This is a genomic window from Sphingomonas folli (genome assembly GCF_019429525.1).
Classification (GTDB): Bacteria; Pseudomonadota; Alphaproteobacteria; order Sphingomonadales; family Sphingomonadaceae; genus Sphingomonas; species Sphingomonas folii.
Window position 1 is genome coordinate 15230 of the sequence record NZ_JAHXZL010000004.1, and the last position, 20713, is coordinate 35942.

The following is a 20713-nucleotide window of genomic DNA, read 5'->3' on the forward strand; positions in this document are numbered from 1 at the left end:
AAGCTATTGATGAACAGGCGTGATTTCATCGGCGGCGCGACCGCCGGCGCGGCCGTCGCGGCGCTGCCGGCGGTGGCGGCGACTCGGGCCGGCGGCGACGCCGCGCTGCGCGCGACGCTCGACCGCTTCTTCTACGCTCGGCTCGACGAGAGCCCCGAGCAGGCGACGCGGCTCGGCCTCGACACCGCCGCGCGCGCCGGGCTGAAGCGCCGGCTCGACGACGGCTCGGCCGCCGGCCAGGCGCGCGCGCTCGCCCGCGCACGGCAGGAACTCGCCGAGCTCCAGCGGTTCGATCGCGCCGCGCTGTCGCCCGCGGCGCAGCTCGACCTCGACGTCGTCACCTATCAGCTGAGCCGCGCCATCGGCGGCAGCGAGCGCTTCCGCTACGGCGCGACGATGGGCCGCTTCGCCCCCTATATCCTCAGCCAGCTCACCGGCGCCTATCGCGACGTGCCCGACTTCCTCGAATCCCAGCATCGCGTCCGCGACGCCGCCGAGGCGGACGCCTATCTCGCGCGGGTCGAGGCGCTCGCCGGCGCGATCGAGGACGATACCGCCCGCCAGCGCGCCGACGCCGCGCACGGCGTGTTCGCGCCCGACTATATCCTCGACACCACGCTGAAGCAGCTCGCCGCCTTCCGCGACCAGGCACCAGAACAGACGGTGGCGGTGGTCTCCTTCGCCGCCAAGCTCGCCGCGGCGGGCCTACCGCCAGAGCGCGCCGCCCGCGCCCGCGCGCTGGTGGCGGAGAAGGTGTTCCCCGCGCTCGATCGCCAGCGCGCACTCGTCACCGAGCTGCGCGCCCGCGCCACGCACGATGCCGGCTGCTGGCGCCTGCCCGACGGCGACGATTATTACGCCGCCGCGGCCGAGGCGGCGACGACGGTGCCGATGTCGGGCGACGAGATCCACCGCCTCGGGCTCGCGCAGGTGGCGGAGATCTCCGCCCGGATCGACACGATCCTGCGCGCGCAGGGCATGGCGCAGGGGACGGTCGGCGAGCGGCTCGTCGCGCTCAACAAGCGCCCCGACCAGCTCTTCCCCAACACCGATCCCGGGCGCGAGGCGCTGCTGGCGCAGCTCACCCGGCAGATCGCGGCGATGCAGAAGCGGCTGCCCGAGGCCTTCGCCTCGCTGCCCAAGGCGCCGGTCGAGGTGCGGCGCGTCCCCGCCTCGATCCAGGCAGGCGCGCCGGGCGGCTATTACCAGAACGCGTCGCTCGACGGCTCGCGGCCCGCGATCTACTATATCAACCTGCGCGACACCTTCGACCGGCCCAAATTCGGGCTCGCCACGCTGACGCATCACGAGGCGGTGCCGGGGCATCACCTCCAGGTGATGCTGGCGTTGGAGAGCGAGGACATCCCGCTGATCCGCCGCCGCGGCTTCTTCTCGGGCTATTCGGAGGGCTGGGCGCTCTACGCCGAGCAGCTCGCGGACGAGATGGGCATGTACGAGGGCGACCCGCTCGGCCAGGTCGGCTATCTCCAGTCGCTGCTGTTCCGCGCGACCCGGCTGGTGGTCGACAGCGGGATGCACGCCAAGCGCTGGGGGCGCGAGCGGGCGACAGACTATCTCATCGCCACCACCGGTATCGCGCGCGGCCGCAGCCAGGGCGAGATCGACCGCTACACCGTCTGGCCGGGCCAGGCGTGCAGCTACAAGATCGGCCACACCGTCTGGACCCGGCTGCGCGACGAGGCCAAGGCGCGACCGGGGTTCGACCTCAAGCGCTTCCACGAGGTGCTGCGGCTCGGCGCCATGCCGCTGACCGTGCTCGAGCGGGTGGTGCACGAGCGCGCGAGCGCGGCGTAGCGACCTAGGCCCTGATCCACCTCGATCGATCCGCGCTCCGGCGAACGCCGGAGCCCAGGGCCGGAGACGTGACGCTCGTGGCTCTGGGCTCCCGCGTCCGCAGGAGCAGCCCGCTGGTTCACATAAGCTGGATCAGTCTCCGACGCCGCTCCGTGATCCGGAACGATCCCAGGAAGCGGAAGGGAGAATCGGGTGGGCCGCTCCCGCTCAGGCCGCCCCGGCCGCCGTCACGCGGCCGCTGCGCTCGAGCTTGCCCCAGCCGACCAGCCAGCCGCCGATCGCCGCGGCGATCGCGCGCAGCACCACCCAATACATGATCTGGCGGTACACTAGGCGCTGCGCCACCAGCAAATGCGCGGGATAGCGCGTGCGATGGCCGTCGAGCCGGTAGGCGAGCCAGCCGCACAACACGTCGATCGCGGTGAAGGCGACCCAATAGACCCCCATGCGCGCGACGTCGCCGCTGGTCTGCGCCCAGCCGTGCTGCGCCACGCGCAGCGCGGTGCCCGCGATCGAGACGAGCAGCGCCAGGTCGATCAGCGGCGAGATCGCGGCGAAGGCGATCTGGAACAGCCACGCCTGCGGCAGCCCGACCAGCGCCAGGCCCGAGGGCTTGCGCGTGCGCAGCACCGCGCGGTGCTTCCACAGGCATTGTAGCGTCCCGAAGGCCCAGCGGAAGCGCTGCTTGGCGAGCGCGCGGAAGCTCTCGGGCGCCTCGGTCCAGGCGATGGCGCTCGGATCATAGGTCACGCGCCAGCCGGCGCGCTGGATCGCGATGGTGAGGTCCTGGTCCTCCGCCAGCGTGTCCTCCGGATAGCCGCCCACCGCGTCGAGCGCGGCGCGGCGCCACGCGCCGACCGCGCCGGGTACCACCGTCATCGCGTCGAAGCCCGCGAGCGCGCGCCGCTCGAGATTCTGCGCGGTGATATATTCCACCGCCTGCCAGCGGGTGACGAGATTGACGCGGTTACCGACGCGCGCATCGCCCGCGACCGCGCCGATCCGCTCGTCGGCGAACCAGCGCGCGAGGCGGCGGATCGTCGCCGGCTCGAACTGCGTGTCGGCGTCGAGCGCGATCACCACCTCCCCCGTGGCCGACAGCAGAGCGCGGTTGAGCGCCGCCGCCTTGCCGCCGTTCACCAGCGTCAGCAGCCGCACGCGCGGGTCGTTCGCGAAGGCGGCCTCGACCACCGCGCTGGTGCGGTCCTTGGAGCCGTCGTCGGCGACGATCACCTCGAGCGCGGGATAGTCGCTCGCCAGCACGCGCTGGATCGAGGTGACGATCACGCGTTCCTCATTGTACGCCGGGATCACGACCGAGACGCTCGGCGCGTACACCGGCGGCGCGGGCCGCTTGCGTCGCGCCTGCGCCCAGGCCAGCCCCGCCATCAGCACCGCGCGCGCCACGCCGAGCGAGATGGCGAGATAGAACAGCCAGGCGAGCGCCGCCGCCAGCACGGCGAGCACGACGAACACCGCCACGTCGGTGCGAACCGCCCAGAGGTCGCCCTCGGCGACGGGCGGCATCGCCTGCGCCGGGCTGGCACCGACCAGCTGCGAGGCGGTGACGAACGTATAGCCCTCGGCGCGCAGCTGGCGGATGATGCGCGGCAGCGCCGCCACGGTCTGCGAGCGGTCACCGCCGCCGTCGTGGAGCAGGATCACGTTGCCCGATTTCTCGAGCGTGGCCGAGTGGACCTGATCGAGCACCTGCTCGACGATCGCGTCCTCGCCCGGCCGCTGCCAGTCGTTGGGATCGACGTGCAGCCCGACGATCGTGTAGCCCGCCTGCTGCGCCTGGAGCGCGGGCTCGAGCTCGTCGGTGGTGGTCGGCTCGGCGTCGCCGAAATAGGGCGCGCGGAACAGCGTCATCGAGCGGCCGGTATAGGCCTGCACCAGCCGCTGCGTGGCGTTGAGCTCGAGCGCGGTCTCACGTGGCCCCAGTCGTGCCATATTGGGGTGCGTGTAGCTGTGGTTGCCGATCTCGCCGCCGTCGCGCACGATCCGGTTGAGCAGGGCGGGGTGCTCCAGCGCGTTGCCGCCGATCACGAAGAAGGTGGCGGGCACGTGCGCCGCCTCGAGCACGTCGAGGATGCGCGGGGTCCAGGTCGCGTCGGGGCCGTCGTCGAAGGTCAGCGCCAGCTTCTTCGGGTCGGCGGCACCGGCGCGGCGAACGACATAGGGCGTCGGCAGCGCGTCGTAGCGCTCGCGCCGGATCAGCCCCTGCGGATCGGCCCAGAGCGTCCGCTGACCCGGCGTCGGGGTCGCGGTGATGCGGAGGATCTCGCCCGATCCTTCGATGTCGGTGTTGAGCAGCGAGGTCGGGCGGCGCAGGTCGGGCCGCCCGCCGGTGCGCATCGCGACGAGGTCGGCCCAGAAGCCCTGGTCCTCGCTGCCCAGCCGCCAGAGCGCCACCCCGCCGATGTTGAGCTGACGCAGCACCTTCATCTCGTTCCAGCTGGTCGCGGCGTCGAGCATCCAGACGGTGTGGCGCTGGCCGTCCTCGTCATAGGCGAAATAGGCGTTGCCGCTGGCGGGATCGAAGCTGATCGGAGCCTCGCTGTCGTGCGCGGCCAGCCACGCCTCCTCGATCGACAGCGCGTCGGTGGTGTCGCCGTGCCAGTCATAGGCGTAGCTGCCGAGCGCGACGACCAGCTTGTTCGCCGGCACGACGCGGCGCGCCGCCTCGACCTCGCGGATGAACCAGTCCTGCGCCGCGATCGGCCCGGGGGTCGCGCCCTCCCAATGCTGGTCATAGGCCATCAGGATGACCTTGTCCGTCGCCTGCGCGATCGCGGCGAGCGGCCAGCTATCGTCCTCCGCGGGGGCGGTCACCGCCAGCACCGTGCCCTTGGGCATGGCGGCGTGGAGCGTGCGCAGGAAGGCGACATAGGGGCGCATCGCCGTCTCGGGCAGCGCCTCGAAATCCATCACCAGGCCGCCCGCCCGGCGCTGCGCGACGTAACCGGCGAGGCGCCGCGCCAGGTCGGATCGCGCGCGCGGGTCGGCGAGCAGCGCGGCGCTGCCCTTGCCGTCCCACTGGTCGTCGCCCAGGTTCTGCACCATCGGGAGCACCTTGGGCGCGTGCGGCAGGGCCGCCAGGCTGCGCTCGAACGCGCCGTCGCGCTCCACCGTGACGCGGTGCTGCGACCCGGCGACGCTGATCAGCGCCGGCACGACCCAGTCGAGCGCGCCGGCGTTGCGACGGAACGAGGCGAGGCTGTCGTCGTTGCCCGGCACGTAGAAGGCGATGCTGAGCGGCGCGTTGACCGCGCTCTTCGCCGCCGGGCGGCGGTGCGGCAGCCAGGCGGCGAGACCGTGACGGCGCTGCTCGCCGCGCGCCGCGGCGGCGTGCGCGCGCGACAGCGGCAGCCGCAGGTCGACCCCCCGCGGCACCGCCACCAGCGTGGTGGCGAAGGCGATCGCCGCCGCCACCACCGCGACCAGCAGCGCCGCGATCACGCGCTTGGAGCGGCGGCTGCGGCGACCGGTGGGATCGAAGAAGACGGGGGCGGACATGGGCAGGCCTTGCATGGACGCGCGACGCGCGGGAACCATCCTCCCCTACCCCGGCGCGGATAATCGCCGCGTGGGCCGAGGCTTACAAGTTCGTCATGATCCGTTTCGGCGGCAGTGGGGTACCGCGGCGGCGCGATCGGGCGAGTGGCCGCCGCGGCGCTACCCGAGCATCCCGGAGCGATACCATCGCCGGATCGCGGGCAGCCGGGTGAGCTCGCAGCCGCAGCGCCGGCAGCGCGCGTGCGCGGCGCCATGGGCGTCCAGGGTGACGCGCCGCGCCGGCAGGTGACGGCCCGCGCGGCAGGCCTCCGGCATCGGCTCGGCCGCGACATCCTCGTCGTCGCGCGCGCGCTCGTCCAACCGCGCGGGCCTCACGACGAGGCCAGGTTGAGCAGCGTGTCGACGGGGCGCGGCGGCGTCACCTGGAACCGCGCCATCATCCCGCCCGAGCGCGCCGCGATCGTCGCGGCGGCGGGCGGCTTGCCGACCAGCAGCGAGAGGTCGCGCAGCGCCTTGACCATCGCCAGCCCGCGCGGCGCGGCGATGTAGCGCGGCTCCCACTCGGGCGCAAACTTCTCCTTGTACGTGCGCAGCCCGCGGAAGCCATAGAAGCGCTCGCCGTGGTGGAAGATCAGCGCCGCCGCGCGCGCCCAGGCCGGGGCGAGCCGCCGCCCGGCGATCCCCGAGAGCGGCGCGATGCCGAGCGAGAAGCGCCGGTAGCCGCGCTCGCGTGCCCAGTCGATCAGATGGACGAACAGGAAGTCCATCGTCCCCGCGGGCATGTCGTCGCGGTGGCGCATCAGGTCGACCGACGCCTCGTCGCGCCCGTCGGTGAGCCACAGGTTGGCGAAGGCCACGATCCGCCCCTCGATCGACACCAATGCCATGTCGAAATGGCCGAGATAGTCGCGGTCGAAGCGGCCGAGGCTGAAACCCTTCTCATTGTGGCCCTTGGCGCGCATCCACTCGTCCGAGATGGCGGCGAGCTCGTCGAAGATGACCGGCACCGCCGCGGCGGGGACGATGCGGAACTCCGCTCCCTTGCGCGCCGCGGCGCGCTCCGCCTTGCGCACCGAGCGCAGCCGCGGCACGTCGAGCGTGAACGACGGCAGGTCGACGATCGCCTCCTCGCCGTATTTCACGATCTGCAGCCCCATGCCGATCGCCAGGTCCAGCACCAGCCCGGTGACCTGGTAGAGCAGCAGCCGCCCCTGCGCGCGGTCGGCGAGGTCGCGAATACGCCACAGCAGCTCGTCCCAGGTGTCGCTGGGGCCGATCGGGTCGCCCATGATGATCCAACTCGTGCCTCGCACCTGGTACATCAGCATCGCGCGCCCATCCTCGGAGAGCAGGAAGCGCTTGTCGCCGGTCAGCGCCAGCATCGCGTCGGTGCGCTCGGCGTTCGCGAGCACCCGCGCCACCGCCGCGGGATCGGCGGCCACGTCGGGCACGCTGCGCGCCGGCCCGAGCAGCCGCCACAGCGCCACCGCCGCCAGCATCACCGCCACCGCCAGCATCGCGCGCAGGAAGCGCGGCGCGTCGCCGTGGAGCGCGAAACGCCACCACAAATCGTCGTCATAGGGGACGTGGCGGTAGGCGATCAGCCCGGCCCAGGCGGCGACGCCGACCGCCACCGCCACCGCCACCAGCCACGCGCCCGACAGCGGTGCCTGGGTCAGCGCGGTGCGGCGGTAGAAGGCGCCGCGAGTCCATTGCAGCAGCGCGGCGAGCGCGAGGCACACCGCGGCCTCCTCATAGTCGATCCCCTTCGCCAGCGAGAAAGCCGCGCCGGCGAGCAGCAGCGCGCGGGTGGCGACGAAGGCGCCGTCGAGCCGGCGGTACAGGCCGGGCGCGAGCAGCAGCAGCCCGGTGCCGACCAGGCTCGCGGCGACGTGGCTCGCCTCGATGAAGGGCAGAGGCAGCAGCGCGTGGAGCGCGCCGATGCGCGGCGCCAGCGCGGGGAGCGAGCCCGACAGCAGCAGCATCGCGCCGCCCGCGAAGCTGGCCGCGGCGAGCACCAGCGGCGCCACCTCGCTCGCCAGCGCGCCCGAGTCGCGCAGCAGCCGCGGCAGGCCGTGCTGACGCCGGCCCTCGTGCCACGCCAGCAGCGCGACGCCGAGCGCGAGCGGCAGCACGTAATAAACGAGGCGATAGGCGATCAGCGCCGCCAGCAGCGCGGCGCGGTCGCCCGGCATCACCGCCAGCACCACCGCCTCGAACACGCCGATCCCGCCCGGGACATGGGTCAGCAGCGCGACGACGATGCCGAGCGCATAGGCCAGGACGAAGGCGGGGAGCAGCGCCACCGGCGCGTGCGGGATCAGCACGAACAGCGCCGCCGCCGCGGCCGCGGTGTCGACCAGCGCGATCGCGATCTGCGCCACCGCCTGCGGCGCGCTCGGGAGCGGCAGCGTGAAGCGCCACACGCGCAGCGGCCCGCGTGCCATGCCGCAGGCGACCACCAGCGCGGTGACGCCCGCGATCACCGCCACGCCGATCGCGCGCGCCGCCGCGGCGCTGAGCGTCACGTCGGCGAGCGCGATCGGGCCGTCGCGCAGAGTCAGCGCGGCACCGGCTACCGTGACCACGCCGAGCCAGAAGGTCGCGCTGGCGATCCCGACGACCCGCGCCACGTCGGGCCCGTCGAGCCCGGCGGCGGTGTAGACGCGGTAGCGCGCCGAGCCGCCGGTCAGCAGCGCGAGCCCGAGATTGTGCGACAGCGTGTAGCTGGTGAACGATCCGAGCGCGGCGACGCGCCACGGCAGCGGGCGACCGATCACCCGCAGCGCCATCGCGTCGTAGAGCGTCAGCGCGAGATAGCTCAGCGCGGTGAAGCCCAGCGCCGCGGCGATCTGCGCCCCCGACAGGCCGTGGATCGCGGCGCGCACGTCGGCGAGGCGGATCTCGCGGGTGAGCCGCTCGATCGCCGTGAAGCCGAGCCCGAGCAGCACCGCCACCGCGACCACCGTCGCGGGGGTACGATAGCGCTCGAGACGGGCGCGGAGCTCAGGCATGCGGCGGCTGCGCGACGCGGTGCCACAGCTGCGAGCGGCACACGAGACCGTGGAGGATACAGCCCTTTACCCGCAGCCCGTCGCTGCCGACCGGCTCGATCCGCGAGTAGAAGCGCCGACCCATGTCCGGGACGAAGACGGTGCCGACCCAGCCACCCGAGGCCGGACGATAATTCTCGAGCAGCTGGGTGCCGATCAGCCCGGTGACCCCGCCCTCGCGCGCGTCGGCCAGCGCCTCGGCGCTGGCCCAGACGACCCAGCCGCACAGCCGTTCGCCGCAGGCGCCGGTGCGCACCGCCACTGAGCCATAAGGGTTGAGCCAGGTGCCCAGCGGGCTTGCCGTCTCGGCGGCGGCGGGCACGGTCGGCAGCACCAGCGTTGCCGCCGCGATCGCCGCCATCACCCCGCGCATGCATCTCACGTGATCGTTTCCCTGGTCTGTTTGACCGTCGGTGTAGGACGGCGCGCATTGCGAGAGGCTCGTCGTCCACTGAATAATCGGTAATGTGGCGCTCAATGCCCGCGGCGGATCGCCTGCCACAGCGTCGCGCACAGCCGATCCGGGTCATGATGGAGATAATGGTCGCCCGGCAGCGTCACCACGCGCACGTTGCGCTGGCGCCATAGCGGGCACAGGCTGTTCGCCTCCTGCGCGCCGTGGACGCAGAGCACCGGTGCCCAGTCGAGCTGCCGCGCGCTCGGCAGCGCGGCGCGGTCGGGCGGACCGTCGAACAGGCCGTTGGGGCTGGCGCGGAACAGCAGGGTGTCACCGGGTACCGCGAACAGCAGCTGCGGCACGCGCGCGCGCAGCGGCAGCGGCAATAGGCCGGCGCCATATTGCAGCATGTCGGCGCCGAACGACTGGCCGATCAGCACCACCCGCTGCGCCCCCGGCAGCGCGAGCGCGCGGCGGGTCACCTCCGCCACCAGCGCCGCGGTCTCCGCCGGCGTGCGGCCCTCGCGGAACGCGGTGAGCGAGTTGATCTCCAGCACGGGCACGCCGCGCGCCGCCAGCGTGCGCCCGATGTGCGGCGTCATTCCCGCGTCGAAGCCGGAGTCGCCGGAGAACAGCACCGCCACCAGCCCGCGCTGCGCCGTCGCCGGCGCCGTCGCGGCCGGCACCAGCCGGTAGATCGACGGGTTGTAATAGCCGAGCGCGCCGAGATACCCGAGCACCAGCAGGCCAGCCGCCGCGAGGAGCGCGAGCGCCACCCCGCCCGGGTTGCGACGACGCGGCGGGACGGCGGGATCGGGCATGGCTCAGGCACTCAGCGCGTAGGTGATGACGAAACAGGCCGCCGTCAGCAGCAGCATGGCGAGGATGAAACAGGCGTCGGCGAGCTGCTCCATCAGGTGGAGGCGGCGATGCGAGGCGCCGCGCAGCGCGACGTAGGAGGTCAGCGTCGCCACCAGGAACAGCAGCGAGTCGATCGCGAGCAGGTCGTCGGCCACGCCGGCGCGGCGCCCGCTCGCGATGCCGAGGTGAAGCAGGCCGATACCGGTGAGGCACACGCCCACCATCGCCGAGGCGATCGGACAGATCAGCCGGCAGATGCGCTCGTCCAGCGCGGCGCGCGTGGGTGGGGGCGGCTCCATCGCCCCCCCCTGCCCGCCCCCGCCTGCCGGCGCGCTGACAAAAACATTAGCGATTCGTCATCTTACGCTCATCGCTCGAACAGCCCGGCGGGGGCACAACGGCGGCGACGCCCCGCGCCGCGGCGTCAGCGGAGACCGTCGCGCATGGCCAGCCATCCCGTCCACGCTTTCGCGGCCCGACTGCTCGGCAAGTCGCCCGCCGCGCTGGATGCCGAGGAACGCCGCGTCCTCATCAAGATCGAGGAACGGCTGCCGATCGCGCGCGACGCCGGCGACGTCGACGACGAGACCGCGACGCTGGGCGACCGGCTCGCCGACCGCGTCGCGGCGGTGGGCGGCTCCTGGGGCTTCATCCTGGCCTTCACGCTGCTGCTGGTCGGCTGGATGCTGCTGAACAGCGGCGTGCTGCTGCGGCTCGGCCACGCTTTCGATCCCTATCCGTACATCTTCCTCAACCTGATGCTGTCGACGCTGGCGGCGATCCAGGCGCCCGTGATCATGATGAGCCAGAACCGCCAGTCGGCGAAGGACCGGCTCGCCGCGCGACTGGACTATGAGGTGAACCTGCGCGCCGAGCTCGAGATCCTGCGGCTGCACGACGTGATCGAGCACGCCGTGGCGGCGCGGCTGGACGAGCTGCTCGAGCGCCGGCGGGAGGCGTCATGACCGGGCTGCAGCCGCTCGACCGCGCGGTGCTCGCCTCCGCGCTGCTCGCCGCGCTCGGCTCGGCGCTGGCGCTACGCGGCGTCGATCAGTTGCACCACGCGCGCGGCGACTCGGTCGGTGCGACCTTCGTCACCACCGCGCCGCCGCGCGGCGTGCTGCCAATGGTGACGAGCCTGCGCGCCGGCGGGCCGGCGGAGCGCGCCGGCCTGTGCGTGGGCGACCTCGTCGAGCGGGTCGACGGCCGCGCGCCCGCAACGCTTGCGGAAGTGCAGCGCGAGATGGCAACACACGCGCTGGTGAAGCTGGTGGTGCGGCGCGGCGCGCGCGACCTGCCGATCGAGGTCCGCGAGCCGTGAAAGGAAGAGCGTGTCGCAGAAGATCCTGCTGATCGAGGACGACGCCGCCACCGCCGATTTCGTCGCGAAGGGGCTCGGCGAGGAAGGCTTCGTGGTCGACCGCGCCGACAACGGACGCGACGGGCTGTTCCACGCCACCGACGGCAGCTACGACTGCGTCGTGCTCGACCGCATGCTTCCCGGCATCGACGGCATGGCGGTGCTCGCGGCGATGCGCGGCGCGGGGATCGAGACGCCGGTGATCGTGCTCTCCGCGCTGGGCTCCCCCGAGGACCGGGTGAAGGGGCTGACCAACGGCTCCGACGACTATCTCGTCAAACCCTTCGCTTTCGCCGAGTTGCTCGCGCGGATCCGGCTGCTGGTGCGCCGCGGCCGCACCGCACCCGCGGTCGAGACGGTGCTGCGCTGCGACGACCTCGAGATCGACCTGCTCGCGCGACGCGTGAAGCGCGACGGGCGGACGATCGAGCTCCAGCCGCGCGAGTTCCGGCTGCTCGAGTTCATGCTGCGCCACGCCGAGCAGGTCGTCACCCGCACCATGTTGCTCGAGGGCGTGTGGGACTATCATTTCGATCCCGGCACCAACGTGATCGACGTTCACCTCAGCCGGCTGCGCAAGAAGGTCGACGAGGGCTTCGCGCGCCCGCTGCTCCACACCGTGCGCGGCTCGGGCTACCGGCTCGGCGTCAACCCGTAACATGCGCGCGCGCTGACGTGCACTGGCGCTCGACCACGGCGCGCTTCGCCGCGCTGGTCTTCCTGCTGCAGGTCGCCGCGGCGGCGACGCTGTTGCTGACCTTGCGCGCGATCGTGCGCGGCCAGGTCTACGACCGCGCGCTCGCCACCGAGGAGGTGCTGCGCCAGGACCTGCTCGCGATCCAGGGCGACGCCGGCACCGCCGGACTGGCGCGCGCGATCGAGCTGCGCGGCACGCGGCCGGCGCGCGCAGGCGCGGTGGTGCTGCTCGCCGACGCCGCCGGCAATCGGCTGGCGGGCAATCTCTCCGCCTGGCCGCCCAACATCCTGCCCGACGACGGCACGATCGCGGTCGAGCTCTATCGCCGCCGCCACGACGCGCCCGAGGCCATGCTGGTGCGCGCGACGCGACTGCCCGGCGGCGCGCGGCTGCTCACCGGCAGCGTGGTGGAGGGCGAGCGCCGCACCGTGCGGCTGCTCGAGGCGGCGATGCTGGTGGCGCTGTCGCTAGCGATCGCCTTCGCCGCGCTGGCGGCGTGGCTGGCGGCGCGGATGATCGTCACGCGGCTCGACGATACGGTATCGACGCTGCGCGCGGTACGCGGCGGCGACCTCTCGCGCCGCGTCGCCGACGATCGCAGCGGCGACGCCTTCGCCTTGCTCGCCGACGCGGTCAACGCGACGCTCGATCGGCTCGACGCGCTGGTCAGCGAGCTGACGATCGCCACCGACACGTTGGCACACGATCTGAAGTCCCCGCTTACCAGACTGCGCTCGGCGCTGGAGCGCGCCGCCGCGCAGGTGAGCGAGCCCGCGGCGCAGGAGGCGGTCGACCGCGCGCTGGCGGAGGGCGAGCGCGTGCTCGCGCTGGTGGAGACCGCGCTGCGGATCACGCGCGCCGAGGCGGGGATCGGGCGCGAGGCGTTCGCGCCGGTCGAGCTCGCCAACGAGCTCGAGCAGCTCGCCGAGATCTACGGCCCGCTCGCTGAGGACGCCGATCGCGCGATCCGCGTGATCGCGCCGGTGCCGCTGACGCTGCCGCTTCACCGCGAACTGATCGCGCAGGCGCTCGGCAACCTGATCGACAATGCGCTGAAATACGGCGCGGGCACGATCACGCTGTCGCTCGCGGTGACGCCGCATGCCGCCACCGTGAGCGTCGCCGACGCCGGCCCCGGCATCGCGCCGGAGCATCGCGCGGTGGCGCTGAGCCGCTTCGGCCGGGTCGACGAGGCGCGGGGCGGCAGCGGCGCCGGGCTGGGGCTGTCGCTGGTCGCGGCGGTGGCGCGGCTGCATGGCGGCAGCGTCACGCTCGACGACGCCGCGCCGGGTCTGGTGGTGGCGCTGGAGCTGCCGCTGCGGTCGTGAGGGCTCGGACGCGGGTGGATCGCCACCATCGTACCGCGGCGAGGTCGAGGACCCGGATGGGTGACGCTGATAACCTACGCCGCCGCCGCTCCGACGTTGCCCCGGCCGTCGGCGGGGCACGCGGTCGGTGGCATGAGGCGGCGCCTACGCCTGCCCCGTCGTGATCTTGGCGATCTCGCGCGCGACCATCTGCTCGACCAGGCGCGGCAGGTTCTGGTCGAGCCACTCGCTCAGCATCGGCCGCAGCATGTCGCGGACCAGCCCCTCGAGCGTGCCGTCGCTGTCGGGCTCGGGCTTGACCACCAGCCGCGACAGCGCGCCGAGCGCGCCGCGCGTGGCCTCCACCGTCGCCGGCGACACCGCTGGCTCGGGTGCCGCGGCGGATGGCGCGGGAACGGGGCTCGGCTGGGGCGCCGGCGCGTGGCTCGGCTCGGCCTGGGTGAAGCTCGGCACGGCCGGCTCGGGTGCGCGCTGCTCGGGTAGGCGCTGCTCCGGCAGACGCGAGGGCTCGGGCGAGGACGTCGGTGCGGCGAGCGAGTCGTTCAGTTCGAGGACGTGGTCGCGATCGTGGCCGCCGAGCGGGCGCGGCGCGGGGCGGCGCGTCGGCTGGGTCTCGCCTTCCTTGATCACGCGCTTGATCGAGGCGAGGATGTCCTCCATCGAGGGCTCGGCGTTCAGATCCGCCATCACTTGGTCCCCACAGCGTGTTTTCCCGCGTCAGATCAAGGGCGCGGTCGGTCCACACCTGTCGTCAACGCGGGTGATCTGTCAACATTGCTCTCGAGCAGAGGATCCAGCGGCCGGGTCACCGTCGCGTCCTGCGCGCCGACCGCGGCGGTGCTCCCGGCGACCGGCTCGGCGGCGCGGGTCCGCGCGAAATCGTTGAAGCGTCCGCGCGTCGCGCGATAGTTGACGCTGGGGTCGTACAGGGCGCCGCCGTCGAGCCCGAGATCCTCCGCCTCGGCATGGCCCATCGCCGCGAGCAGCGAGAAGCCAGCGACATAGGCGTCGCGCCGCGCGGTGACGAGCGTCACCTGGCTGTTGAGCAGCTCCTGCTCGGCGTTGAGGATGTCGAGGATGGTGCGCGTGCCGACGCTGTTCTCGGCGCGCACGCCCTCCAGGCTGAGCTTGTTGGCGTTGACCGCCGCCTCGGCCGAGGCGATCACCTCGAGCGACGAGCGCCACACCGCATAGGCCGAGCGCGCCTGTGCCACTACCTGGCGCTCGGCCGCGGTGGCCTGCTCGATCGCCTGACCGCGCAGTTCCTGCGCCTGCCGCAGCTGCGCCGCGACGCGCCCGCCCTGGAAGATCGGCAGGTTGATCGACGCGCCCAGCGCGGTCGCGGTGCTGCTCTGCCCGCCCAGGCCGAGCGCGCTGCCGCTACCGAACGTGCCGAGATAGTTGAAGTAATTCTGCGAGACCGTGGCGCCGAGCTGGGGCAGCCGATTGGCGCGCGCGACCTTCACGTCATAGTCGGTCGCCTCGCGCACCTTGCGCGCGGCGAGCAGGTTGGGGTTCTCCTGCAGCGCGATCTCCACCGCGGCGTCGGCACTGTCGGGCAGCTTGGGCAGCGCGGGGGGCTGCTCGAGTGTCCCCGGCGGCGCGCCGACCAGGCGGACGTAATTCTCGCGGCTGGAGATCAGCGTCGCCTGCGCCGACTGGAGCTGCGCGCGCGCGAGACTGAGCCGCGCCTGCGACTGCGCCACGTCCGTCCGAGTGAGGTCGCCCACCTCGAAGCGGTCGCGGCTGGCGCGCAGGTTGGTGTCGAGCACGCGCACGTTCTGCGCGTTGAGCGCCACGATCGCCTCGTCGCGCAGCACGTTGTTATAGGCGCCGACCACGTCGGTGAAGGTCGAGGCCTCGACGCCGCGCAGGTTGGCGACCCCCGCCTCGACGCGGACCTCGGCGGCGCGCACGCCATATTTCACGCGGCCGCCCTGATAGATCGGCAGCGTCACGCCGGCCGAGGCGGTCAGCTGCCGCTCGGGATTGGTGATGCTGTTGCCGCCGCGCAGGAAGTTTTCGGTGACCCCGGTCGAGGTCGACAGCACCGGCCGCCCGCCCGCGCGCGCGATCGGCACGTTCTCGTCGTTGGCGCGCTGCGCCGCGCGCTGCGCGGTCAGCGTCGGGTTGTTGCGATAGGCCTGGGCCAGCGCGTCGCGCAGCGTCTCCGCGGAGAGCGGCGTGCTCGCCAGCGCGAGCAGCGGGAGCAGCGGCAGCGAACGTCGGCGCAAGCGGATACCTCGATCAGAAGGTGAAGCCGCGCGGTTTGGCGAAACCGGGCAGGCGGACGGAGTCGATGTCGGCGAAGGGGGTCAGCGCGGTCGCGACGCCGCGGTGCGCGCCGGCGGCGAGCCGGAATACGCCGCGGTCGATCAGCCCGGCGGCGATGCGGCCGCCGTCGGCGACCTGGGTAAGCAGCGTCGACGGCAGTTCCTCGACCGCGCCGTCGACGATCAGGACGTCATAGGGCGCGCCCGCCGGATGGCCGTGCGCCAGCGACCCCTCCACCAGCGTGACCCGCGCCTCGCCGGCCAGCGCGGCGCGCGCGTGTGCGGCGAGCTCGGGCGAGTCCTCCACTGCGACCACGTCGGCGACGATCCGCGCCAGCACCGCCGCGGTATAGCCCGCCGCCGCGCCGATCAGCAGCACGCGATCGCTCGCACGCAGCCGCGCCTCCACCAGAAGCCGCGCGGTGGCGAGCGGCGTGTTCAGCGCGCGCCCCTGCCCCAGCGCGATCGCGGTGTCGCGATAGGCCATCGCGGTCGACTCCGCGGGGACGAAGCGCTCGCGCGGCACCTCCGCCATCGCCGCCACCACGCGCGGGTCGGTCACTGCGACGGTGCGCAGCTGGCTCGCCACCATCGCCTGGCGCATCGCGGTGAAGTCGTCGTCACGAAGGGTGGCTGCGGCGATCATCGGACGTTCCTGTGACATAGCTGTTTTAGTAATGCAACACACGTTGCGCGTGGCGGGTTTGTATCGCGCGGCGGCGGCTTCGCCAATCACTTTGCCGCGCGGCGGCGCTTGACAGCCGGCGTCCCTGCCCGCAGATGCGCGCCTCCACGGCATCGAGGCGCGATGGCGGAGTGGTGACGCAGAGGACTGCAAATCCTTGCACCCGGGTTCGATTCCCGGTCGCGCCTCCAGATGCAGCGGCTCACACTCGCCCCACCGGCACGATATACCGCTCGCCCCCCGCGGTGACCCCCACCTCCACCGCCACGCCATAGGTCGCCGCGAGCGCCTCGGGCGTCAGCACCGCCGCGGTGTCGCCCGCCGCCACCACGCGCCCGCGGCGCAGCAGCACCACCGAGTCCGCCAGCCGCGCCGCGAGGTTGAGGTCGTGCACCACCAGCACCACGCCCGCCCCCGCGGCGGCGACCGCGCGCAGCCGCGCGCCGACGTCGAGCTGGTGCGCCGGGTCTAGGCTGGCGAGCGGCTCGTCGGCGAGCAGCCACTCGGGCTCGCCCGCCAGCACGCGCGCCAGCAGCGCGCGCGCGCGCTCGCCGCCGGAGAGCTGCTCGACCGGCCGCGCCGCCAGCGCGGTCATCGCGGTGGCGTCCAGCGCGCGCTCCACCGCGGCGCGATCAGCCGCCTCCTCCCCGCCGCGCCCGCGCCACGGCAGCCGCCCGAGCGCCACCAGCGCACGCACGTCGACGTCCCAGTGGACGTCCGCCTGCTGCGGCAGGAAGCCGATCCGCCGCGCCCGCTCCCGCGCGGGCAGCGCGGCGACGTCGACGCCACCCAGCGTCGCCGTCCCCGCCTCGGGCCGGCGCAGCGCGGCGAGGCAGGCGAGCAGGCTGCTCTTGCCCGCGCCGTTGGGCCCGAGCAGCGCGGTCACGCGCCCCGGCGCGAGCGCGAGCGTCACCTCCTCGAGCACGCGCCGCCCGCCGAGCGACAGCGTCAGCACCTCGGTCGCCAGCGCGCTCATGCAAGCCGCCGGCGCAGGCGCAGCAGCAGGTAGAGGAAGAAGGGCGCACCGAGCAGCGACATGGCGATGCCGAGCCGCAGCTCGCTCGCGCTCGGCACCAGCCGCACCAGCGTGTCCGCCACCGTCACCAGCAGCGCGCCGGCGAGCGCGCTCGGCCACAGAGTCGCGCCCGGGCGGTGGCGCGCGAGCGGGCGGACGAGGTGCGGCACCATCAGCCCGACGAAGCCGATCACCCCGGCGGTCGCCACGGTGGCGCCGACGGTGAGCGCGACGCCCAGCACGATCGCGCGCTGCAGCCGCCGCGGCTCGACCCCGAGCGAGCGCGCCCCGGTCTCCCCCAGCGTCAGCGCGTCGAGCGCGGGGGCGGTGCGCGCCAGCACCGCCATGCCGAGCGCGACCAGCGGCAGCGCCAGCCGCACGTCGTCCCAGCTGCGGTCGGTCAGCGCGCCCATCAGCCAGGTGACGATCTCGGACGCCACGAACGGGGTCGGCGCCAGGCTGATCGCCAGCGCGGTGAGCGAGCCGGTGAGGCTGGTCAGCACCATCCCCGCCAGCGTGAAGACCACGAGGCTGGCCGAGCGTCCCGCGATCAGCGCCAGCAATGCCATCGACGCCGCCGCCCCTGCCAGCGCGAAGAGCGGCAGCAGCCAGGCTTGCGCGGCGTAGCCGAAGAAGAGCGCGCACACCGCGCCCAGCGCCGCGCCCGACGAGACGCCGAACAGGCCGGGATCGGCCAGCGGGTTGCGCAGATAGCCCTGCATCGCCGCGCCCGCCACGCCCAGCCCCGCGCCGACGATCAGCGCGAGGATCGTGCGCGGCAGCCGCAGCTCGACGATGATGATCGAGCGCGGGTCGGCGCTGGTCCAGGCGTCGAGCGGCACCCACACCTTGCCCGCGGCGAGCGACCCCGCCGCGGCGAGCAGCAGCGCGAGCAGCAGCCAGAGCGTCGCGCGGCTCATCGACGCGCCCCGAGCCGCGCGCGCGTGCCGCGCAGCAGCGCCATCGCCTCGACGATCGTCGGCCCGCCGCAGTTCATCAGCCGCGCCGGGAAGGGCACGGTGGCGAGCCGGGGTGCGAGCCGGCGGAGCGCTGGGTGGTGCTCGGCGCGCTCGCCCCCTCCCCCACCCGCGCCCTCCGCCGCGGCGACGGAGAAGAGTACGCGCGGCGGCGCGGCGACGAGATGCTCGAGTGGCAGCACGTCCCAGCGCGCCAGGCCATAGCCGGCGCTGGCGTTGCGGAAGCCGGCGCGGGCCAGCAGATCGTCGGGCAGCGTGCCCGCGCCGGGCACCAGCCCGCCCGCGCCGAAGATCAGCGCGGGCACCGGTGTCACCCGCGCCGGCCGCGCCGCCGCCTCGATCCGCGCCGCGAGCGCCGCGCCGCGCGCCGGATGGCCGACGCGCGCGGCGAGGTCGCGTACCTGGGCGACGCTCTCCTCCACGGTCGCGGGTACCGCGAACTGCGCGAGCGGCACGCGCAGACGCGCCAGCGCCGCGACCGTCGCTGGGGCGACATGGCCACCCGCGACCACGAGGTCAGGGCGCAGCGCCACGACCTCCTCCGCCGTCCCCGCGTTGGCGGGGAAGCGCCGAGCGAGCGCGAGCGGGATCGAGCTGGAGCGCGCGTCCTGCGAGTAGGCGCTGATCGAGGCGATCTGGGCGGGGTCGGCGACTCGCACCAGCACCGCGTCGAGGCACGGGTTGATCGACACGATGCGCGGCGCGCGCGGCGTCGCGGCGGAGGCCAGCGCCGGCGCTGCGAGCGGCAGCAGGAGAGCGCGCGCGCCCATGTCAGTAGCGCAGCCGCACCCCGCCGTAAGCGGCGCGCCCGGGATTGCCATAGTCCACCGCCACCACGTAGCGCTGGTCGAAGGCATTCTCGAGCCGCGCGTACAGCTCGACCCTGTCGGTCAGCGGCAGCGCGGCGCGCAGGTCGGCGAGGACATAGCCGTCGAGCCGCACCTGGCCGACGTCGTAGCTGTCGCCGACCGCGGTGAGCGTCACTCCGGTGGAGAGGCCGAACGGCCAGCGATAGTCGGCGTTGACCGTGGTGCTGTCGCGCGGGCGGCGCAGCAGCGGCAGGCCGAAGCTCGCGCCGGGCGAGTGGTTCTCACCGTCGAGATAGGTGTAGGCGGCGACGACGGTCAGCGCCTCCACCGGGCGCAGCGTGAGCGCGAGCTCCAGCCCCTGCGCGCGGGTCCGCGCCACGTTGTCGTAGATGCCGAACGGCCGCGCGTCGCAGATCGGCCCGTCGATCGCTGGGCTGCACGCGCGCGTGTTGATCAGGTCGCGCGAGACGCGGCGGAACCAGGTCGCGCTCGCCTCCAGCGCGCCACCGAGCGCGCGCTGGGTCACGCCCGCGTCCCAGCCCTCGGAGCGCTCGGGGCGCAGGTCGGGGTTGCCGGTGCTGCCGTTGAGCTGGAACAGCGTCGGCGCCTTGAAGCCCTGCGACCAGCTGCCGCGCAGCAACGTGGCGCCGTCGTTCGGCGTCCAGGCGAGGCTCGCCGCACCGACCGTCGCGCCGCCGAAACGGTCATGATCGTCGTGGCGCACGCCGCCGGTCGCGGTGACGCCGGCGAGCGGGGTGAGCGCGAGCTGGCCGTAGACGCTGAACAGCCGCGCGCGGCCGCGATCGGTGCTGCCATAGCCGCGCGTGAAGAGGCGCGACACCTCGCGCTCGGCGCCGAAGGTCGCGCGCGCGACCGCGCCGAGATCGGCGACGCCCTGATACTCGATCCGATCGTTCCGCCCCCGCGAGCGATAGGTCTCACGCGGCGTGAGGTCGCGGTCGTAGCTGACGCGGGCGATGTCGGTCCGCGCATAGCCCAGGCGGTTACGCAGCGCGCCGTCGAACAGCGCGACGTTGAGACCGCCATAGCCGACCCACTGTTCGGCGTCGCTATACTCGCGCGTGTCGTTGAAGGAGAAGTCGGGCGGCGGGAAGCCGTCGAACTCGGTCCGGCCGTTGGCGTAGAAACCGCGCAGGTCGACCGAGACGTCGCTCGTCAGGGTGGCGGTGACGCTGGCGTTGCCGCCATAGTGGCGGAACCCGTCCCGCTCGCTGCCGCGCGCGTAGGACGAGATGCCGTCGGTGGTGTAATAGCCGCCGCCCAGGCTCGCCGCGATCGCCCCGGCGCGCCCCGAGACGTTGGCGAAGGCCTGGCCCGTGCCCATCGACCCGCCCTCGGCGCGCGCGTTGACGCTCAGCCGGTCGGTCGGCTGGCGCGTGATCATGTTGACCACGCCGCCGATCGCCTGGCTGCCCCACAGCACCGAGGAGGCGCCGCGCAGCACCTCCACCCGCGCGATGTTACCGACGAGCAGCTCGCCGAAGTTGAACCCGCCGCCGGGCGCCGACGGGTCGTTGATCTTGACGCCGTCGATCAGCGCCGCGGTCTGGTCGCTCTCGGCGCCGCGGATGAACACCGAGGTGACGCCGCCGACGCCGCCGGTGCGCGCCACCGCGATCCCGGGGGTCTGGCGGAGCAGGTCGGCGAGGACGACCGTCTGCCGCCGCTCGATCGTCGCGGTGTCCAGCACGGTCACCGCCTGCGCCACACTCGACGCCGGGGTCGCGGCGCGCTCGGCGGTGACGATCACGTCGTCGCCCGCGCGAGTCGCCTGCTCCAGCGCCTCGGTCGACTGGGCGCTCTGCGCGTGCGCCGCGGGTGCGAGTAGCAGCAGCGGCAGCGCGGCCGCGATGCGGCGATAGGATATGGTCACGTCTTCCCCACACGGTCGCGGGCGGGCGCG

At 73.5% G+C, this 20713-nt stretch carries 18 protein-coding genes and 1 tRNA gene; 6 read left to right on the forward strand and 13 right to left on the reverse strand.

The window, feature by feature from the left end:
- Positions 1-9 precede the first annotated feature (9 nt).
- Positions 10-1815: a DUF885 domain-containing protein gene (locus KZ813_RS07105; protein WP_219754289.1), complete on the forward strand. Its 1806-nt coding sequence runs from the start codon at positions 10-12 to the stop codon at positions 1813-1815.
- A 207-nt stretch (positions 1816-2022) separates the two neighbouring features.
- Here KZ813_RS07105 and KZ813_RS07110 read toward each other — a convergent pair whose 3' ends face one another.
- The 6 genes from KZ813_RS07110 to KZ813_RS07135 all read right to left on the reverse strand — a co-directional run bounded on the left by KZ813_RS07110 (position 2023) and on the right by KZ813_RS07135 (position 9944).
- A complete protein-coding gene (locus KZ813_RS07110; protein WP_219754290.1) occupies positions 2023-5334 on the reverse strand; it encodes a trifunctional glycoside hydrolase family 18/polysaccharide deacetylase/glycosyltransferase family 2 protein in 3312 nt (1103 codons plus the stop codon).
- A 159-nt stretch (positions 5335-5493) separates the two neighbouring features.
- Entirely contained in the window at positions 5494-5694 is a 201-nt protein-coding gene (locus KZ813_RS07115) for a hypothetical protein (protein ID WP_219754291.1), read from the reverse strand.
- A gap of 11 nt (positions 5695-5705) precedes the next feature.
- The gene (gene mprF / locus KZ813_RS07120) at positions 5706-8348 is read right to left on the reverse strand and encodes a bifunctional lysylphosphatidylglycerol flippase/synthetase MprF (protein WP_219754292.1); all 2643 of its coding nucleotides are present in this window, start codon (positions 8346-8348) and stop codon (positions 5706-5708) included.
- Positions 8341-8760 (reverse strand): DUF2147 domain-containing protein, encoded by a 420-nt coding sequence (locus KZ813_RS07125; protein ID WP_219754293.1) that lies wholly within the window; start codon positions 8758-8760, stop codon positions 8341-8343. The genes mprF and KZ813_RS07125 overlap by 8 nt, the downstream gene beginning before the upstream one ends.
- 101 nt (positions 8761-8861) lie before the next feature.
- Positions 8862-9605, reverse strand: coding sequence for an AcvB/VirJ family lysyl-phosphatidylglycerol hydrolase (locus tag KZ813_RS07130; RefSeq protein WP_219754294.1), 744 nt, complete (start codon positions 9603-9605; stop codon positions 8862-8864).
- Positions 9606-9608: 3 nt separating this feature from the next.
- Entirely contained in the window at positions 9609-9944 is a 336-nt protein-coding gene (locus KZ813_RS07135; protein ID WP_219754295.1) for a hypothetical protein, read from the reverse strand.
- A 144-nt stretch (positions 9945-10088) separates the two neighbouring features.
- Between KZ813_RS07135 and KZ813_RS07140 the strand changes: the two genes are divergently transcribed.
- From KZ813_RS07140 to KZ813_RS07155, 4 genes are read left to right on the forward strand one after another with little or no spacing between them, the layout of a single operon-like run.
- The gene (locus KZ813_RS07140; protein WP_219754296.1) at positions 10089-10610 is read left to right on the forward strand and encodes a DUF1003 domain-containing protein; all 522 of its coding nucleotides are present in this window, start codon (positions 10089-10091) and stop codon (positions 10608-10610) included.
- Positions 10607-10966: a PDZ domain-containing protein gene (locus KZ813_RS07145; protein WP_219754297.1), complete on the forward strand. Its 360-nt coding sequence runs from the start codon at positions 10607-10609 to the stop codon at positions 10964-10966. Before KZ813_RS07140 ends, KZ813_RS07145 begins: the two co-directional genes overlap by 4 nt.
- Before the next feature lie 10 nt (positions 10967-10976).
- Positions 10977-11663: a winged helix-turn-helix domain-containing protein gene (locus KZ813_RS07150; RefSeq protein WP_219754298.1), complete on the forward strand. Its 687-nt coding sequence runs from the start codon at positions 10977-10979 to the stop codon at positions 11661-11663.
- Positions 11664-11680: 17 nt separating this feature from the next.
- A complete protein-coding gene (locus KZ813_RS07155) occupies positions 11681-13030 on the forward strand; it encodes a sensor histidine kinase (RefSeq protein ID WP_219754299.1) in 1350 nt (449 codons plus the stop codon).
- Between the two features lie 144 nt (positions 13031-13174).
- Here the strand turns inward: KZ813_RS07155 and KZ813_RS07160 are convergent, their stop codons facing one another.
- The 3 genes from KZ813_RS07160 to KZ813_RS07170 are packed head-to-tail and all read right to left on the reverse strand — an operon-like array spanning position 13175 to position 15949.
- Positions 13175-13717: a DUF2497 domain-containing protein gene (locus KZ813_RS07160; protein ID WP_258046529.1), complete on the reverse strand. Its 543-nt coding sequence runs from the start codon at positions 13715-13717 to the stop codon at positions 13175-13177.
- A 35-nt stretch (positions 13718-13752) separates the two neighbouring features.
- The gene (locus tag KZ813_RS07165) at positions 13753-15264 is read right to left on the reverse strand and encodes a TolC family outer membrane protein (protein WP_258046530.1); all 1512 of its coding nucleotides are present in this window, start codon (positions 15262-15264) and stop codon (positions 13753-13755) included.
- Between the two features lie 13 nt (positions 15265-15277).
- Positions 15278-15949: a protein-L-isoaspartate O-methyltransferase family protein gene (locus tag KZ813_RS07170; RefSeq protein WP_219754300.1), complete on the reverse strand. Its 672-nt coding sequence runs from the start codon at positions 15947-15949 to the stop codon at positions 15278-15280.
- Between the two features lie 156 nt (positions 15950-16105).
- Between KZ813_RS07170 and KZ813_RS07175 the strand changes: the two genes are divergently transcribed.
- Positions 16106-16179: transfer RNA gene (locus KZ813_RS07175), tRNA-Cys, on the forward strand.
- 11 nt (positions 16180-16190) lie between these two features.
- Here KZ813_RS07175 and KZ813_RS07180 read toward each other — a convergent pair.
- From KZ813_RS07180 to KZ813_RS07195, 4 genes are read right to left on the reverse strand one after another with little or no spacing between them, the layout of a single operon-like run.
- Positions 16191-16964: an ABC transporter ATP-binding protein gene (locus KZ813_RS07180; RefSeq protein ID WP_219754301.1), complete on the reverse strand. Its 774-nt coding sequence runs from the start codon at positions 16962-16964 to the stop codon at positions 16191-16193.
- Positions 16961-17923 (reverse strand): FecCD family ABC transporter permease, encoded by a 963-nt coding sequence (locus tag KZ813_RS07185; RefSeq protein ID WP_219754302.1) that lies wholly within the window; start codon positions 17921-17923, stop codon positions 16961-16963. The genes KZ813_RS07180 and KZ813_RS07185 overlap by 4 nt, the downstream gene beginning before the upstream one ends.
- Positions 17920-18750: an ABC transporter substrate-binding protein gene (locus KZ813_RS07190; RefSeq protein WP_219754303.1), complete on the reverse strand. Its 831-nt coding sequence runs from the start codon at positions 18748-18750 to the stop codon at positions 17920-17922. The genes KZ813_RS07185 and KZ813_RS07190 overlap by 4 nt, the downstream gene beginning before the upstream one ends.
- 1 nt (position 18751) lies before the next feature.
- Complete coding sequence (locus tag KZ813_RS07195; RefSeq protein ID WP_308461811.1) at positions 18752-20683, reverse strand: TonB-dependent receptor plug domain-containing protein; 1932 nt, start codon at positions 20681-20683, stop codon at positions 18752-18754.
- Between the last annotated feature and the right edge of the window lie 30 nt (positions 20684-20713).

Excerpts from the sequence above, each read along its gene's own strand:
- KZ813_RS07190 (WP_219754303.1), bottom strand. The coding sequence starts at position 18,750 with ATGGGCGCGCGCGCTCTCCTGCTGCCGCTCGCAGCGCCGGCGCTGGCC.
- KZ813_RS07180 (WP_219754301.1), bottom strand. The coding sequence starts at position 16,964 with ATGAGCGCGCTGGCGACCGAGGTGCTGACGCTGTCGCTCGGCGGGCGG.
- KZ813_RS07140 (WP_219754296.1), top strand. The coding sequence starts at position 10,089 with ATGGCCAGCCATCCCGTCCACGCTTTCGCGGCCCGACTGCTCGGCAAG.
- KZ813_RS07185 (WP_219754302.1), bottom strand. The coding sequence starts at position 17,923 with ATGAGCCGCGCGACGCTCTGGCTGCTGCTCGCGCTGCTGCTCGCCGCG.
- KZ813_RS07135 (WP_219754295.1), bottom strand. The coding sequence starts at position 9,944 with ATGGAGCCGCCCCCACCCACGCGCGCCGCGCTGGACGAGCGCATCTGC.
- KZ813_RS07105 (WP_219754289.1), top strand. The coding sequence starts at position 10 with ATGAACAGGCGTGATTTCATCGGCGGCGCGACCGCCGGCGCGGCCGTC.
- mprF (WP_219754292.1), bottom strand. The coding sequence starts at position 8,348 with ATGCCTGAGCTCCGCGCCCGTCTCGAGCGCTATCGTACCCCCGCGACG.
- KZ813_RS07160 (WP_258046529.1), bottom strand. The coding sequence starts at position 13,717 with ATGGCGGATCTGAACGCCGAGCCCTCGATGGAGGACATCCTCGCCTCG.
- KZ813_RS07110 (WP_219754290.1), bottom strand. The coding sequence starts at position 5,334 with ATGTCCGCCCCCGTCTTCTTCGATCCCACCGGTCGCCGCAGCCGCCGC.
- KZ813_RS07125 (WP_219754293.1), bottom strand. The coding sequence starts at position 8,760 with ATGCGCGGGGTGATGGCGGCGATCGCGGCGGCAACGCTGGTGCTGCCG.
- KZ813_RS07145 (WP_219754297.1), top strand. The coding sequence starts at position 10,607 with ATGACCGGGCTGCAGCCGCTCGACCGCGCGGTGCTCGCCTCCGCGCTG.
- KZ813_RS07170 (WP_219754300.1), bottom strand. The coding sequence starts at position 15,949 with ATGATCGCCGCAGCCACCCTTCGTGACGACGACTTCACCGCGATGCGC.
- KZ813_RS07130 (WP_219754294.1), bottom strand. The coding sequence starts at position 9,605 with ATGCCCGATCCCGCCGTCCCGCCGCGTCGTCGCAACCCGGGCGGGGTG.